At 50.1% G+C, this 15,038-nt stretch carries 11 protein-coding genes and 1 tRNA gene; 5 read left to right on the top strand and 7 right to left on the bottom strand.

From position 1 onward, the window contains the following. From uppS to METH5_RS0111150, 6 genes are all read right to left on the bottom strand, one after another. On the bottom strand, window positions 1–768 hold the full coding sequence (gene uppS / locus METH5_RS0111175; RefSeq protein WP_029148595.1) for a polyprenyl diphosphate synthase: 768 nt from the start codon (window positions 766–768) through the stop codon (window positions 1–3). Between the two features lie 27 nt (window positions 769–795). Further along, window positions 796–1,353 carry a ribosome recycling factor gene (gene frr / locus METH5_RS0111170; RefSeq protein ID WP_029148594.1) on the bottom strand — a complete coding sequence of 186 codons (558 nt, stop codon included), beginning with the start codon at window positions 1,351–1,353 and terminating at the stop codon, window positions 796–798. Window positions 1,354–1,381: 28 nt separating this feature from the next. After that, on the bottom strand, window positions 1,382–2,098 hold the full coding sequence (gene pyrH, locus METH5_RS0111165) for a UMP kinase (protein ID WP_029148593.1): 717 nt from the start codon (window positions 2,096–2,098) through the stop codon (window positions 1,382–1,384). Window positions 2,099–2,233: 135 nt separating this feature from the next. Beyond that, the gene (gene tsf, locus METH5_RS0111160) at window positions 2,234–3,109 is read right to left on the bottom strand and encodes a translation elongation factor Ts (protein WP_029148592.1); all 876 of its coding nucleotides are present in this window, start codon (window positions 3,107–3,109) and stop codon (window positions 2,234–2,236) included. Between the two features lie 169 nt (window positions 3,110–3,278). Further along, a complete protein-coding gene (gene rpsB, locus METH5_RS0111155) occupies window positions 3,279–4,025 on the bottom strand; it encodes a 30S ribosomal protein S2 (RefSeq protein WP_036307843.1) in 747 nt (248 codons plus the stop codon). 166 nt (window positions 4,026–4,191) lie between these two features. Then, a tRNA-Arg gene (locus METH5_RS0111150) sits at window positions 4,192–4,267 on the bottom strand. A gap of 122 nt (window positions 4,268–4,389) precedes the next feature. Between METH5_RS0111150 and dhaL the strand changes: the two genes are divergently transcribed. The 3 genes from dhaL (at window position 4,390) to METH5_RS0111135 (ending at window position 8,390) form a co-directional block, all read left to right on the top strand. Next, entirely contained in the window at window positions 4,390–5,022 is a 633-nt protein-coding gene (gene dhaL / locus METH5_RS0111145) for a dihydroxyacetone kinase subunit DhaL (protein WP_029148590.1), read from the top strand. Window positions 5,023–5,082: 60 nt separating this feature from the next. Further along, window positions 5,083–6,081: a dihydroxyacetone kinase subunit DhaK gene (dhaK, locus tag METH5_RS0111140; RefSeq protein ID WP_029148589.1), complete on the top strand. Its 999-nt coding sequence runs from the start codon at window positions 5,083–5,085 to the stop codon at window positions 6,079–6,081. A gap of 356 nt (window positions 6,082–6,437) precedes the next feature. Next, window positions 6,438–8,390 (top strand): diguanylate cyclase domain-containing protein, encoded by a 1,953-nt coding sequence (locus METH5_RS0111135; RefSeq protein WP_232411025.1) that lies wholly within the window; start codon window positions 6,438–6,440, stop codon window positions 8,388–8,390. Between the two features lie 13 nt (window positions 8,391–8,403). Here METH5_RS0111135 and glnE read toward each other — a convergent pair whose 3' ends face one another. Then, on the bottom strand, window positions 8,404–11,136 hold the full coding sequence (gene glnE / locus METH5_RS0111130; protein WP_029148587.1) for a bifunctional [glutamate--ammonia ligase]-adenylyl-L-tyrosine phosphorylase/[glutamate--ammonia-ligase] adenylyltransferase: 2,733 nt from the start codon (window positions 11,134–11,136) through the stop codon (window positions 8,404–8,406). A gap of 134 nt (window positions 11,137–11,270) precedes the next feature. On the opposite strand from glnE, the gene acs reads away from it, so the two are divergent. After that, window positions 11,271–13,247, top strand: a complete 1,977-nt coding sequence (gene acs / locus METH5_RS0111125) for an acetate--CoA ligase (RefSeq protein ID WP_029148586.1) — start codon at window positions 11,271–11,273, stop codon at window positions 13,245–13,247. A gap of 206 nt (window positions 13,248–13,453) precedes the next feature. Further along, on the top strand, window positions 13,454–15,028 hold the full coding sequence (locus METH5_RS0111120) for a peptide chain release factor 3 (RefSeq protein WP_029148585.1): 1,575 nt from the start codon (window positions 13,454–13,456) through the stop codon (window positions 15,026–15,028). Window positions 15,029–15,038 lie beyond the last annotated feature (10 nt).

The following is a 15,038-nucleotide window of genomic DNA, read 5'->3' as shown; positions in this document are numbered from 1 at the left end:
TTAAGCGCTACCGCTGTCACTGTCAACGCTTAACTGCTCGCTGGTTCGACCAAAACGTCTTTCGCGTTGATGATAGGAGGTCAATGCAGTTGTAAAAGCCGCATCGTCAAAGTCTGGCCACAAGGTGGGGGTGAAATAAAGCTCAGTATAGGCCAATTGCCAGAGCAAGAAATTACTAATGCGGGTTTCGCCACCGGTACGGATAAACAGATCCGGCTCTGGTGCATACGGCATAGACAAATAAGGCGCCAAGTCTGCCTCACAAATCTCAGTAATGGCGCCTTTGTCAGATAACAGCTGATTAAGGGCGTGCACCACATCCCAACGACCACCATAATTGACGGCAATCGTCAGCATGAGCCCGGTATTTGCCGCCGTTTGTTGCTCAGCTTCCAGCATTTTCTGCTGCAAAGCCTGATTAAACGGGCTACGGTCACCAATCAGCTTCAAGATCACATTGGCTTCGTGTAGTTTTCTCACTTCACGATCTAGTGCCTCCAGAAACAGACTCATTAAAAAAGTCACTTCATCTGGCGGGCGTCGCCAGTTTTCACTGCTAAACGCAAACAAGGTCAGGTACTTGATGTCGAGCCGGACACACGCTTTCACCAGCGCACGCACAGATTCCAGCCCACGCTGATGACCAGCCACGCGAGGTAAAAAACGTTTTTTTGCCCAACGTCCGTTGCCATCCATAATCACCGCAACATGTTGCGGCACCTCCTGAATGGGCGGCACTTGCTTGGTAGAACTGGAAAATAAACCCAAATCGATACCCGATTCCCTGATTAGCGGTTAAACCGCCATCAAATCTGTTTCTTTTTGCTGCAGAATTTTGTCGACTTCAACCACGGCTTTGTCGGTCATTTTTTGCACTTCGTCTTGTGCACGGCGCTCATCATCCTCAGAAATCGCTTTGTCTTTGATGAGTTTTTTCAAAGCATCGTTAGCGTCGCGACGCACGTTACGAATCGCTACCTTGGCACCTTCACCTTCAGTGCGAACCACTTTGGTCAGGTCACGACGGCGCTCTTCTGTCAGCATTGGCATAGGCACACGGATCAGGTCACCATTGGTGGCCGGGTTCAAGCCCAAGTCGCAATCGCGAATGGCTTTTTCTACCTTGCCAATCATGTTTTTTTCATACGGCTGCACATTCAAAGTGCGCGCATCGCCCAAATTGATATTTGCCACTTGACTCACAGTCACCATAGAGCCGTAATACTCGACCATCACATGGTCCAGTAAACCGGTATGCGCACGGCCAGTACGGATTTTGGCCAGATCCGTTTTTAACGATTCCAGCGTTTTGTGCATTTTCTGCTCGGCAGATTTTTTAATTTCTTCAACCATCGTTGTTCTCCAATGTCCCGTGCAAGGCTTACGCCATCACACGCGTTCCTTCATTTTCGCCCAGAATCACGCGTTTTAATGCGCCCTCTTTAAAAATACTAAAAACAGCAATCGGCATTTTCTGGTCACGGCACAAGGTAAATGCCGTGGCATCCATCACTTTTAAGTTTTTGTTGATCGCTTCATCATAAGAGACCATATCATAGCGCGTCGCTGTCGGGTCTTTTTTCGGGTCTGCCGTATAAATACCGTCTACCTTGGTGGCTTTCAACACAATCTCTGCGTCAATCTCTACGCCGCGCAATGCTGCTGCCGTATCGGTGGTAAAAAACGGGTTACCGGTGCCTGCACCAAAAATCACCACTTTACCTTCTTCGAGGTAACGAATCGCTTTTCCACGGATATAAGGCTCTGCCACCGCTTCAATATTCAAGGCACTTTGTACGCGCGCAGCCAAGCCGGCGTGTTTCATCGCATCTTGCAATGCCATGGCATTCATCACGGTCGCCAGCATGCCCATGTAATCAGCGGTTGCTCTATCCATGCCCTCAGCCGCCGGCGCAACACCGCGAAAGATATTACCGCCACCAATGACGATGCCCACTTGCACGCCCATATTGACGACTTCTTTCACTTGCGCCACGATAGATGTCACTGTTTCGCGATTAATGCCATAGGCATCATCGCCCATCAGCGCCTCACCAGACAACTTGAGTAAGATGCGCTTGAAAGCAGGTTGTGCCATGATTATTTTCCCAAACTCAAAATGTGCTTATTTAATCACAAAATGTGCTTTCTTTGGCGTCTTGCGCCTGTATCAGCCATAAAAAAAGTGGAATCAACAGATTCCACTTTTTCGGATACAGCGTCAGAAAGTCAATTAGACTTTAGCAGCAGCAGCCACTTCAGCAGCGTAATCAACCACTGCTTTTTCAATGCCTTCACCAACCACGTACATGCTGAAAGAGGCCACGCTAGCACCTTTTGATTTCAGCAATTGCTCGATGCTCAGTTTGTCATCTTTAACGAAAGTCTGGCTCAACAAAGTCACTTCTTTCAAGAACTTTTGCACAGTACCTTCAGCGATTTTTTCCAACATAGCATCAGGCTTGCCTGCTTCTTTGGCTTTTTCAATCGCGACACGGCGCTCAGCTTCGATCAAGGCAGCGTCCACACCACTGGCATCCAGTGATCTAGGTTTAGCCGCAGCAATGTGCATCGCGATATCTTTACCCAATGCTTCATCACCACCCACCAAGTCCAGCAACACACCAATTCTGCTACCGTGCACATAGCTAAACAGCTGGCCTTGTGCTGATGTACGGACAAAACGACGTGGCGTGATGTTTTCGCCGATTTTACCAACCAACTGCGCACGCACTGCTTCAGCAGTTTCACCACGCAATGGTAAAGCACCCACCGCGTCGATATCAGCCGGGTTATTTTCATTTACCGTTTGTGCCAGATCGGCCACAAACTTAAGGAACTCTTCGTTTTTAGCACAGAAGTCTGTTTCTGAGTTCACTTCGATCAATGTACCCAGTTTGCCATCAGCAGAGATACTAATACCAACAGTGCCTTCAGCAGCCACGCGACCAGCAGCTTTGCTGGCTTTATTACCAAAACGGACACGCAGAATTTCTTCTGCACGGGCCATATCGCCTTCCGCCTCAGTCAGTGCTTTTTTACAGTCCATCATTGGGGCATCGGTGCGCTCACGTAAATCTTTCACCATGCTTGCGGTAATTTCAGCCATTTATTTGCTCCTTTTATTCAACGACTGATGCAGTCGCCTTAAATATTCTTTTCAGTGTACAAGGGCCATGTGACAGCGAGATTTCGCTGCGCGACAGCCAGAAGTCTATCAGTAGAACCAGATGCAATAGAAAAAGGGGCGCTGCGCCCCCTTTTCAACCGATCCGAAATTACTCGGCAACAGCCTCAGCAGCTGGTGCAGCTTCTTCCTGAGCAGCTTTCACGATTTCGGAAATCGCATTTGCGCGACCTTCCAACACCGCATCCGCCATGCCACGTGCATACAAACGAATTGCGCGTGAAGAGTCATCGTTACCAGGGATCACGTAAGTAATGCCATCTGGAGAGTTGTTGGTATCAACGATACCAATCACTGGGATACCCAATTTACGCGCTTCAGTGATCGCGCCGCTTTCATGACCAACGTCGATCACGAAAATCGCATCTGGCAAGCCGCCCATTTCCTGGATACCGCCGATAGAGCGCTCCAGCTTTTCGATTTCGCGCTTGATGCCCAATGCTTCTTTTTTGCCGAACTTCTCAATGCTGCCATCTAACATCATGGCCTCAAAGTCGTTCAGGCGCTTGATAGACTGCTTCACTGTTTTAAAGTTAGTCAACATACCACCCAACCAGCGGTGGTTTACATAAGCACAACCAGCACGTTGTGCTTCTTCTTTAACGATGTCGCGGGCTTGACGCTTAGTGCCCACAAACAGAATACGACCCTTGTTTGCTGCCAAAGTGCGCACGTATTTTTGCGCTTCTTCAAACAGTGGCAGTGTTTTTTCAAGGTTTACAATATGGATTTTGTTACGATCACCAAAAATGAACTCAGCCATTTTCGGGTTCCAGTAACGAGTTTGGTGGCCAAAGTGAACACCGGCCTCCAGCATTTGACGCATAGTCACAGACATGATTTTAGTCTTTCAATTCAAAGGGTTATTCATTAACATGCAATCAAAAACACCCGTTTAAAGGCACCCAATGTGATCGCATGCAAGTTAATTGACACGAAAGTCAATCCAAAATTATAGCGCTTAAATCAATTACTTTCAAGCACTTAACGATTTTCAGCTGAGCTGGCGTCCCCGTCAGGACTCGAACCTGAAACTAGCCCTTAGGAGGGGCTGGTGATATCCTGTTTCACCACGAGGACCGCGGCGCCATTTTAAACGCAAGTGGCCAAAACGCCTACCCTGAAAACAATAAATTCAGGCTTGCCGAGTCACAATGCTTGTGAGTAACATGGGGTTTTAACCATATGCTAGCCTCTTCACAATGAATAGCCCCACCATCAACCACTATGCCGCCGCCATTCGTGATGCCATTCTGGCGCATGAAGCCGATATTGAATGCCTGGATCGGGAGATCGGCGATGGCGACCACTACATCAATATGAAGCGCGGCTGTGAGGCGATTGTCGGTCTGGCAGACGAACTAAACCCTCTTTCTGCACCAGAAGCTCTAAACAAAATTGGCATCAAGTTGCTGAGCACCATTGGTGGCGCGTCGGGGCCGCTGTTTGCCAGTTTTTTCATAAGCATGAGCAAAGCACTCAACAGCAGCGAAGCAACCACCACTAATCAAATTGCACTGGCTTTCGAGGCTGGCGTGCAGGCGATTATGCAGCGCGGCAAGGCGCAAGCTGGCGAAAAAACCATGCTGGATGTATTGATTCCGGTAGCCGACACCTTCAAACAACTGGCTGCGCAAGGCCAGTCAGCCAAAGATATCGCTACGGCATTAAAAACGGTCGCCAGTGATGGACTCGAATCTACGCGCAACATGCTGGCGACCAAAGGCCGCGCCTCTGGTCTGGGTGAGCGCGCCATTGGCCACCTGGATGCGGGGGCCAAAAGCTGCCAGGTCATGATAAATACCGTGTGCGACATCGTATTATCAAATCAGTAAACATCACGAACCAAGCCCCATTCAGGGTGTTTGCAACCGTGATTCACGTGAGAGTTAAATATGAAAAAATTTCTGAACAATGTTGATCACATGCTGATAGAAAGTCTGTCAGGCTTTGCTGCGGCACACAGCGACCTAGTAGCTCTGCAATTTGAGCCCACTTTTGTGACTCGCCAACAAAAAGCACAAAACAAAGTAGCAATTATTTCTGGTGGCGGCTCAGGCCATGAGCCCCTGCATGCTGGCTATGTAGGCAAAGGCATGCTGGATGCGGCCTGCCCGGGCCAGGTATTCACCTCACCGACGCCAGACCAGATGCTGGCCGCCGCAGAGGCAGTGCACGCAGGCAAAGGCGTGCTGTTTATTGTCAAAAATTATGCTGGCGACGTGATGAACTTTGAAATGGCAACCGAAATGCTGTCATTTGAACACGCCACCGTACTTACGTCTGATGATTGCGCCGTCGTCAACAGCACTTACACCACAGGACGCCGCGGTGTGGCAGGTACGGTGATTATTGAAAAATGTGTAGGCAGTCTGGCAGAGACGGGTGCCGACCTTGCCAGCTGTAAAGCACTGGGCGACAAAATAAACCTGCATACCTCCAGCATAGGCGCTGCCTTAACCAGTTGCACCGTGCCTGCAGCCGGTCGACCAACTTTTAACATCAATGACAGCGAACTTGAAATGGGCGTTGGCATTCATGGTGAGCCTGGCCGCCGCCGCGAGCCCATGCGTGCAGCCGACGCCATTGTCGCCGACATGGTGGCGGCCATTGTGCATGACATCAGCGCCAAACAATTACCGACCCAAGGTGACATCCTGCTACTGGTTAATGGCCTGGGCGCCACGCCACTCATGGAGCTATACCTGATTTATAACACCGCAGCAAAACTGCTGGCGGAGCAAGGCTTTAACGTCGCCCGCAGTTTGGTTGGCAACTACATCACCGCCATTGACATGGCGGGCGCCTCACTCAGCGTGTGCTTGCTGGATGACGACATCAAACAACACTGGGACAGCCCGGTGCATACCGCCGGTTTACGCTGGGGCTGCTAACCACGCCCCGCCCTCAACACAGCCTGTGAGTTGCACCGTGCAACTTGCAGACTGCCCGCTGTCAACCATACGCGCATTCAGCCGTTTTCAACAAAATCAGCACAATGCTGGCAATCTGCAACACGCGGCATCGTTAGCCGCATTTAGTCGTTGCTTCTGATTGATGGCAGGAGTATGTTGACTCTCAGAACAGGGAAAAAATCCAGCCTACAGGCGGATTGATATAAAACAAAACAACATAAATATAAGTTCAAACAGCGTGTATCACTACTGCAACAATCCTTTGAAATTCTTTCTGAATCCACATTCAGCACGACGTTCTCATTCTCCAGAAATTTAGCTTTCCCGGAATTATCATGCGCTTCCCGAATTACAAACAATCGCTGACCATGGATGTGATGTTGCAGATGGCTGTCAGGGTCAGCATCGTCATTATTGCCGTGAGCGCGCTGACCTACTGGCATATTTATAAAACCCTGGTGAGCTCAACCATAGATGGCCTGGAACAATATATTCAGGAGCGCGGCCAGCGTGAGAGCGGCATTTTTAAACTGGCAGAATCGAATCACGAAATCTTCAGAGCCACTTATCTCGCGCACTGGCAGCAAGATTTTTTTTATAACGATAAGTTCTTTTGGCATGCGTTTGAGAGACGGCCAGACCAGACCATTCATTTGCAAAAAAAAGCCTACGACGGTTACTTCAATCACTCCGGGCTCATTAGCAAAGATGTCACCGCCTATATTGGCGCTAACGCGCCCATAGAAAACAATGCCTTTAGAAAAAAGCTGCTGCTCGCCTATACCATGGTTGATCACTTTGGTGTGGCCTGGACCCGGCAATTTGCCAATCTGTATGTGTCGATGCCAGAGAACGTCAATATTGTGTATTGGCCGGGCGTGCGGTGGGCAGATAACGCCACCAGCAAGTTAAATGTGCTAAGTGAAGAATGGGTGTATATCACCACCCGGCAAAATAACCCGAACCGCGAAAGTGTCTGGACTGGCCTTTACTACGACCCAACCGCGCTGGAGTGGATGGTGTCACTGGAAACACCCATTGACATTACGCCCACCAACACGCTGAATATCGGCCATGACATTTTGCTCAATGCTTTGTTTGACCGCGTGTTTAAGGACCATTTGTCTGGCACCTATAACTTTATTTTTAGAGAAGATGGCCGCCTGATTGCACATCCAGCCAAAAGAAAAGAGATGGACCGCACGCGCGGCATGTTGATGATTTCAAAGCTTAAAGACACGCAACTCAATCATTATTTCCAGACCCTACAGGCCAAAATCCAGAAAAAACAAGCCGATTACTTTATTGTGGAAGCTGAGGACGAGTTTCTCGCTGTGAGCAAAATTGAGGGCCCCGGCTGGTGGTTTGTCACGGTTTATCCTAAATCCTTGCTCTCCTCGCCTTCGCTCAAAGCGGCTAAATTTATCCTGATTGTGAGTCTGTTTGCGTTGGTGATTGAACTCGTCATGCTGTATCTGGTGATGATGAAAAAAGTGGTGAAACCACTAGAAACCTTTATGGATGCATCGAGTGCGATTGAAGGGCAACGTTACGAAAAAATTACCGGCAATGTGCTGCCCTTGCCCGACCACCTCGACAATGAAATCGGCAAGCTGGCCAAGTTGTTTAAAAGTATGTCTGGCAGCCTGCAGAACTTCCGCAGCGATATGCAACGCCTGACCCACTCACTGGAGGATCAGGTCAAGGTCAGAACCCGCGAATTGCAGCGCGCCAAAGATAAAGCCGAAAAAGAAGCCACCATCGACAGCCTGACGCAGATTCCTAACCGCCATTCTTTTTACAACCGCGCCAAAGCTTTGTTGCAACAAGCAGACCATGCGGGCGAGCCGCTGTGTTTTTTAATGCTGGATATCGACTTATTTAAAATGATTAATGACACCTACGGCCATCCGCAAGGCGACCAGGTGTTGGTGGCTTGTGCGCGCACTATTGAAAACACCATCCGTGAAAAAGACTTGCTGGGCAGGCTGGGCGGTGAAGAATTTGCGGTGGTGTTACCAAACACTAGCTTAGAAGAAGCACGTGTGATTGCTGAGCGCATTCGCGTCATGATTGCCGAGCTATCATTTTATACGGCGCAGCGTACACAAAGCTTTCACACCACCATCAGTATTGGTATCTCTTGCGCGACAGAGACAATTTACGCCTACGAACTATTGTATAAACATGCCGACTTAGCACTTTATGAGGCCAAACAGTCCGGCCGCAACCTTGTGATTAGCTATGCAGGCAATGCAGCGACACCGGAAGGCATGCCTGACAGTTAAATATACGATGCAATCACACAGCCAGGCCAGAAGCAAATAAGGCGTGCCACAGCTGCACCACAGCGGCACGCTCAGCTTGCAGTTGGTCACTAGCCACCACTGCCTCCTGCCCTTGCAATTTAGCATGATGAATCAAGGTGCGATATTCGCGATAAGCATCTGCCACCCGCTCTGCCAGCGCAGCTGATTCAATCAAGCCCAGGTTGGCGCAGCGCTGCAACAAGGCAATATTACCAATATTATCGGTGAGTTCTGGGTAATGCACCGCCTGCGCTAATACCAGATATTGCACCATAAACTCCACGTCAATAATGCCACCAACCCCCTGCTTCACCTCAAAACGGTCGGCTTTGGGCTTATGTGCCTCGCGCATTTTTTCGCGCATCTGCGCAATGTCATTTTTTAGCGCCTGCGTATCGCGTGGCTGGCACATCATTTGGTGACGAATTCGCTCAAACGCCTCACCAATGCTGGCGTCACCTGCCACAAACCGCGCGCGCGTAATCGCCTGATGCTCCCACACCCAGGCTTTGTGTTGCTGATACGCGTTGAACGCCTCAACGGTGCTCACCAGCAAACCACTGTTACCGTCTGGCCGCAGTTGCAAATCGGTTTCATACAGCAGCCCGGCATTGGTCAAGGTGTTAAACCAGGTATTTAAGCGCTGGGCAAAGCGCGCATAAATTTCCTGCGCCCGCTCTGCATCATCTTCAAACAAGAAAATAATGTCCAGGTCTGACAAATAACCGAGCTCTTTACCTCCCAGCTTGCCATAGCCGATCACCGCAAACTTCGGTGTCTCCATATGCTTAAACGACAGGTTTTGCCACACGGTTTGCACACTCACCTGCAAAATCACATCAGCCAATGCGCTCAAATCGTCTGAAATAGCCTCCAGCGGCAAGGCCGTCATCAAATCTTGTGCTGCAATTTTAAGCACATTGGCGTGTTTAAAATGCCGTATGGCGTCCATTTGCGCTTCAACATCGCCTGCCAGTTGCTGCATATGCCGCGTCAGTTCGGCCTTTAACTGCACGGCATCCAGCCGCTTAAACAGAGTTTGTTTGTTGAGCAATTCGTCGAGCAAAATCGGGTGCGCAGACACGTACTGCGCAATCCACGGGCTGGCCGCACATAATTTGACGATTAACGCCAGCGCATCTGGAAACTCGGCCAATAGCGCCAAATAGCTGGCACGGCGGCAAATACTCTCCAGTAAATCCAGTGTGCGTATTAAAGCTGTATCCGGTGTTGCGCTTTGCTGCTGGCTCGCCTCGCGCAATAACAAAGGCATCAGTTGATCTAGTCGACGGCGGCTTTGTTCCGGCAGTTGCTGTATGCGTTGACTGTTACGCGTTTGTTGCAGCAAATGCACCACATCGCTGGCACGTGTGTAGCCATGTTGTTGCAACCACTGCTCGCCTTCAGCCGCGCTCAGCGTGCCTTGCCACAGCGCAGTTTCCTGCTGTAAATCATCGCTTTTTTCGTCTTTAAACGTGTCATCAAAAAAGCGCTGTACGCGATCACGGTGCACATTAAGCTCAGCTTTAAAACTGGCCCAATCGGGCTGTTTAAGCATTTGTAGCAAATAGCCTCGATAGGTTTCCGAGTCAGGCAAATCCTGCGTTTGCTGGTCGTCGATATACATCAGCCGATGTTCCAGATTGCGCAGGTAAATATAGCTTTGCTTTAACTCAGCCACATCAGCCGCAGGCAGCATGCTACGGGCAGCCAGACAATCCAGCACCGCCAGTGTCGGCTTAATCTGCAAATCCGGCACTTGCCCGCCACGAATCAACTGAAACACCTGTGCAATAAACTCCACCTCACGAATACCGCCACGGCCCAGTTTGATATTGTCGGACATGCGGCGCTGTACTACATCGCGCTGAATCTGCACTTTGAGGTCGCGCATGGAGGCATAGGCATTAAAGTCGAGGTATTTGCGAAATACAAACGGCTTCATCACCTTGCTCAATGCCGCATCTGGCCCATACACGGCGCGGCCCTTAATCCAGGCATAACGTTCCCATTCGCGGCCATAATTCTGGTAATAATCCTCCAGCGCATCCAGGTTGCACACCAGCGCACCTTCCGAGCCAAATGGCCGCAAACGCATATCAACCCTGAACACAAAGCCGTCGGCGGTAACATCATCCAGCGCCGCAATCACCTTTTTACCTAGCCGGGTAAAAAAGTCCTGGTTACTGATAGACTTTTCACCATCAGTCACGCCTGCTTGCTCATAAGCGAAAATCAGGTCTATGTCAGACGACACATTGAGTTCGCGCCCGCCCAGCTTGCCCATACCGACCACAATCAGCTGTTGCGTCTGGCCACTGTCGTCGCGCGGCGCACCATACACCTCAGCCAAGCGTGCATGATAAAAATCAGCCGCAGCGGCAATCGCCGACTCTGCCAACGCGCTAGTGATCTCAGCCACCTCGGCAAAGTCGGCCAGGCCATTCAGATCACGCACGATCATATGCGCCATTAAACGTTGTCGAGTTAATCTGATTTGTTGCAAAAAAACAGATTCTTCAATATCTTTTTCATATAAAAACAATGCATTAACATTTCCAGTCTTATATGTCTTATATAAGTTGTCTAACAAATCAGTTATAAAATCTGTATGTTTCGTAACGAATCTGGCAAAAAACGGGCTGCAGGCTGCTGCATGCAGCAAATAGGCGGCCTCTGTAGACGTGACCTGCTTTTCTGTTAGAATTTGGGCAAGCTGTTGCATGAGTTTTTGCTCGTGTAATGAGTGGTGTGCTCGGAGAGTTTGTCAATTTAGAACCAGAATAATAATACCTGAGGTTCGCTTACGTTTTTGTCTTTCGCACTTTACATTTTTGACATTGATTTTTGGGGGTCGCTATGTCTATCGAATCTGTACTTCATGAACGCCGCGTATTTGCGCCAGATAAGGCTTTTGCCAATCAGGCCACCGTGGCCAGCATGGAGGAATATCAACGGTTGTGCCAGGAAGCCGCACAGGATTACGAAGGATTCTGGGCCAAGCTGGCGCGTGAGTTATTGATTTGGCACAAACCATTCACCAAAACGCTCAATGAAGATAACGCGCCGTTTTACAAGTGGTTTGAAGATGGTGAGCTCAATGTCTCAGCCAATTGCCTGGACAAACACCTGCACACCATTCCGAACAAAACAGCCATTATTTTTGAAGCGGACAATGGTGACGTTAAAAATATCAGCTATAAACAGTTGTATCACCAGGTTTGCCAGTTTGCTAACGGCTTAAAATCACTCAACCTGGTGAAAGGTGACCGTGTCATTATCTATTTGCCGATGGGCATTGAAGCGATTGTGGCCATGCAAGCCTGCGCGCGCTTAGGCATTATCCACTCGGTGGTATTTGGCGGCTTTTCAGCCAAAAGCCTCAATGAGCGCATTATCGACGCTGGTGCAGTGGCTGTGATCACCTCAGACGGCCAATACCGTGGCGGCAAAACCTTGCCGCTTAAACAAGCGGTGGATGAAGGCATTGCCATGGGCGGCTGTGACAGCATCCGCCATATGGTGGTATTTAAAAAAACCGGCCAAGACGTGGCCTGGGATAGCAAATGTACCTGGTGGCATGACCTGATTGCAGGCAAAGCCGACGAATGTGAACCAGTCATGGTCGACGCCGAGCACCCTTTATTTTTGCTCTACACCTCGGGCTCTACCGGCAAGCCTAAAGGCGTACAACACAGCTCGGCAGGTTATCTGCTGCACGCCATGAACACCATGCGCTGGACCTTTGACATTAAACCGGACGACATTTACTGGTGTACGGCTGATGTGGGCTGGATTACCGGCCACAGCTACGTGACTTATGGCCCGCTGGCCATGGGCGCGACGCAAATTGTATTTGAAGGGATTCCAAGCTTCCCCAATGCCGGTCGTTTCTGGGAGATGATCCAGCGCCACAAAGTCAGCGTGTTTTACACTGCGCCAACGGCGATCCGCTCATTGATTAAAGCCGGTGAAACCGACTTCACCACACACCCTAACCACTTTGACTTATCCAGCCTGCGCTTGCTGGGCACGGTCGGCGAGCCAATCAACCCGGAAGCCTGGATGTGGTACTACGAGCAAGTGGGCGGCAACCGTTGCCCGATTGTCGATACCTTCTGGCAAACTGAAACCGGCGGCCATGTCATCACGCCATTGCCAGGGGCAACCCCATTGGTGCCAGGTTCGTGTACCCTGCCTTTCCCCGGTATTGATATTGACGTGGTCGACGAAGTCGGCAACGACACGCCCTGGGGCAGCGGTGGCCTGCTGGTCATAAAAAAACCGTGGCCCTCGATGATACGCACTATTTACAACGACCCTGAGCGTTACAAAGCCAGCTACTTCCCGCCTGAGCTGGGCGGTACGTTGTATTTAGCTGGTGATGGTGCGGTGCGCGATGTGAACACCGGCAACTTCACCATCATGGGTCGTATCGACGACGTGCTGAACGTGTCTGGTCACCGCCTTGGCACCATGGAGATTGAATCCGCACTGGTCGCTAACCACTTGGTGGCTGAATCTGCCGTGGTAGGTAAACCGCACCCGATTAAGGGCGAGTCTGTGGTGGCTTATGTCGTGCTCAAAGGTAAACGCCCGGAAGGCGAAGAGGCCAAAAAAATCGTTGCCGAACTGCGCGAGTGGGTAGGCAAAGAGATCGGCCCGATTGCCAAACCAGACGAAATCCGTTTTGGCGATAACTTACCCAAAACACGCTCTGGCAAGATCATGCGCCGCTTGTTACGCAGCCTGGCCAAAGGTGAAGAAATTACATCGGATATTTCTACGCTGGACAACCCCGCCATTTTGGACCAATTAAAACAACCAGTGAATTAAGTCAGAAAAATGCGGTTAACCCAAAGAATTTATCTGCGTTTATCCGCGTCCATCGGCGGCAAAAAATGTTTTTAAAAGACAATTTATGGAAGGTTTAATTATTCTGATTGTTTTCGCAGCGATCGCCATCTTCCTGATGCGAAAATAATCCGGCCAAGTCTTTGATTAGGTTAGAATAGCGCTTTTTTCCAAAGCGCTATTTTTTCATGTCCAGTTTGCAGCAAGAAGTCCAACGCCGCCGTACCTTTGCCATTATTTCGCACCCGGATGCGGGTAAAACCACGCTCACAGAAAAACTGTTGTGGTTTGGTGGCGCGATTCAGGTCGCTGGTGAAGTACGTGGCCGTAAAGCGGCCCGCCATGCTACGTCTGACTGGATGGAACTGGAAAAGCAACGCGGCATTTCAGTCACCTCGTCTGTCATGCAGTTCCCGTACCGTGAGCATATGGTCAACCTGCTAGACACCCCAGGCCATGATGACTTCTCGGAAGACACTTACCGAACACTGACCGCCGTCGACTCTGCTGTGATGGTGATTGACTCCGTTAATGGTGTGGAGGCGCAAACGATTAAGTTGCTGAATGTGTGTCGCATGCGCGACACGCCAATTATCACCTTCATTAACAAGCTGGACCGCGAAAGCCGCGCGCCGATTGAGTTGCTGGACGAAATCGAAACCACCTTGGGCATGGAGTGTGCGCCAATGACCTGGCCAATCGGCATGGGTAAAACTTTCCGTGGCGTCTATAGCCTGGTCAACGACTCCATTTTATTTTTTGACCCTCGCGCTGAAAAAGGCACCTCAGAAACCATTCAAGGCCTGGATAACCCGCGCCTGGATGAGCTGATCGGTTACCAGGCGCAAGAGTTACGCGTAGACATTGAGCTGGTGCGCGGTGCCTCTCATGCGTTTAACAAAGAGCGCTATTTGAGCGGCAAACAAACACCGGTGTTCTTTGGCTCTGCCGTTAATAACTTCGGCGTGCAATCATTGCTGGATGCCGTCGTAGACTTATCGCCGCCGCCACAAGCGCGCAACACAGCCACCCGTGCCGTCGCAGCCAATGAAGAGAAATTCACAGGCTTTGTGTTTAAAATCCAAGCCAATATGGACCCAAAACACCGTGACCGCATTGCGTTTTTGCGCGTGTGTTCTGGCCGTTTTGAACGCGGCATGAAAATCAAGCAAGTGGCTTCGGGCAAAATGCTTAATGTGAATAACGCCATTACCTTTATGGCGCAAGACCGCACCATCATGGACGAAGCTTATTCTGGCGACATTATTGGTATTCCTAACCATGGCACCATTAAATTAGGCGATACCTTTACCGAGAGCGAAGCGCTCAAATTCATCGGCATCCCATCATTTGCACCCGAGTTTTTTCGTCGTGCGCGCATTAAAAACCCGATGAAAATGAAGCAATTACAAATCGGCCTCAAACAGTTATCCGAAGAAGGCGCGGCACAATTATTCCGCCCCTTGCTATCTAACGACTTGATTTTGGGCGCCGTCGGTATGCTGCAGTTTGAGGTTGTGGCGCACCGCTTAGAGCACGAATATGGCGTCGATATGGTATTTGAACCCTACGACTGCTACACCACACGCTGGCTCAAGGGCAGTGACGCCGACTTAAAAGCCATTGCCGACAAATACGGCTTTAACGTTGGCCTGGATAGCGCCGATGATTACGTCTACCTGGCGCCTAACCGCGTTAACCTGCAAATGGCACAAGAGCGTTACCCGGATATTGAGTTTAAACAAACGCGAGAAATCGCTTAAGCCATTACCC

The organism is Methylophilus sp. 5 (assembly GCF_000515275.1).
Classification (GTDB): domain Bacteria; phylum Pseudomonadota; class Gammaproteobacteria; order Burkholderiales; family Methylophilaceae; genus Methylophilus.
Note: the sequence above shows the minus strand (reverse complement) of the source record. Positions and strands in the feature narration are given on the sequence as shown.

Bases quoted from the DNA above. Each gene is read 5' to 3' on its own strand.
- frr (WP_029148594.1), bottom strand. From the start codon at position 1,353: ATGGTTGAAGAAATTAAAAAATCTGCCGAGCAGAAAATGCACAAAACG.
- pyrH (WP_029148593.1), bottom strand. From the start codon at position 2,098: ATGGCACAACCTGCTTTCAAGCGCATCTTACTCAAGTTGTCTGGTGAG.
- tsf (WP_029148592.1), bottom strand. From the start codon at position 3,109: ATGGCTGAAATTACCGCAAGCATGGTGAAAGATTTACGTGAGCGCACC.
- rpsB (WP_036307843.1), bottom strand. From the start codon at position 4,025: ATGTCTGTGACTATGCGTCAAATGCTGGAGGCCGGTGTTCACTTTGGC.
- dhaL (WP_029148590.1), top strand. From the start codon at position 4,390: ATGAATAGCCCCACCATCAACCACTATGCCGCCGCCATTCGTGATGCC.
- dhaK (WP_029148589.1), top strand. From the start codon at position 5,083: ATGAAAAAATTTCTGAACAATGTTGATCACATGCTGATAGAAAGTCTG.
- METH5_RS0111135 (WP_232411025.1), top strand. From the start codon at position 6,438: ATGCGCTTCCCGAATTACAAACAATCGCTGACCATGGATGTGATGTTG.
- glnE (WP_029148587.1), bottom strand. From the start codon at position 11,136: ATGCAACAGCTTGCCCAAATTCTAACAGAAAAGCAGGTCACGTCTACA.
- acs (WP_029148586.1), top strand. From the start codon at position 11,271: ATGTCTATCGAATCTGTACTTCATGAACGCCGCGTATTTGCGCCAGAT.
- METH5_RS0111120 (WP_029148585.1), top strand. From the start codon at position 13,454: ATGTCCAGTTTGCAGCAAGAAGTCCAACGCCGCCGTACCTTTGCCATT.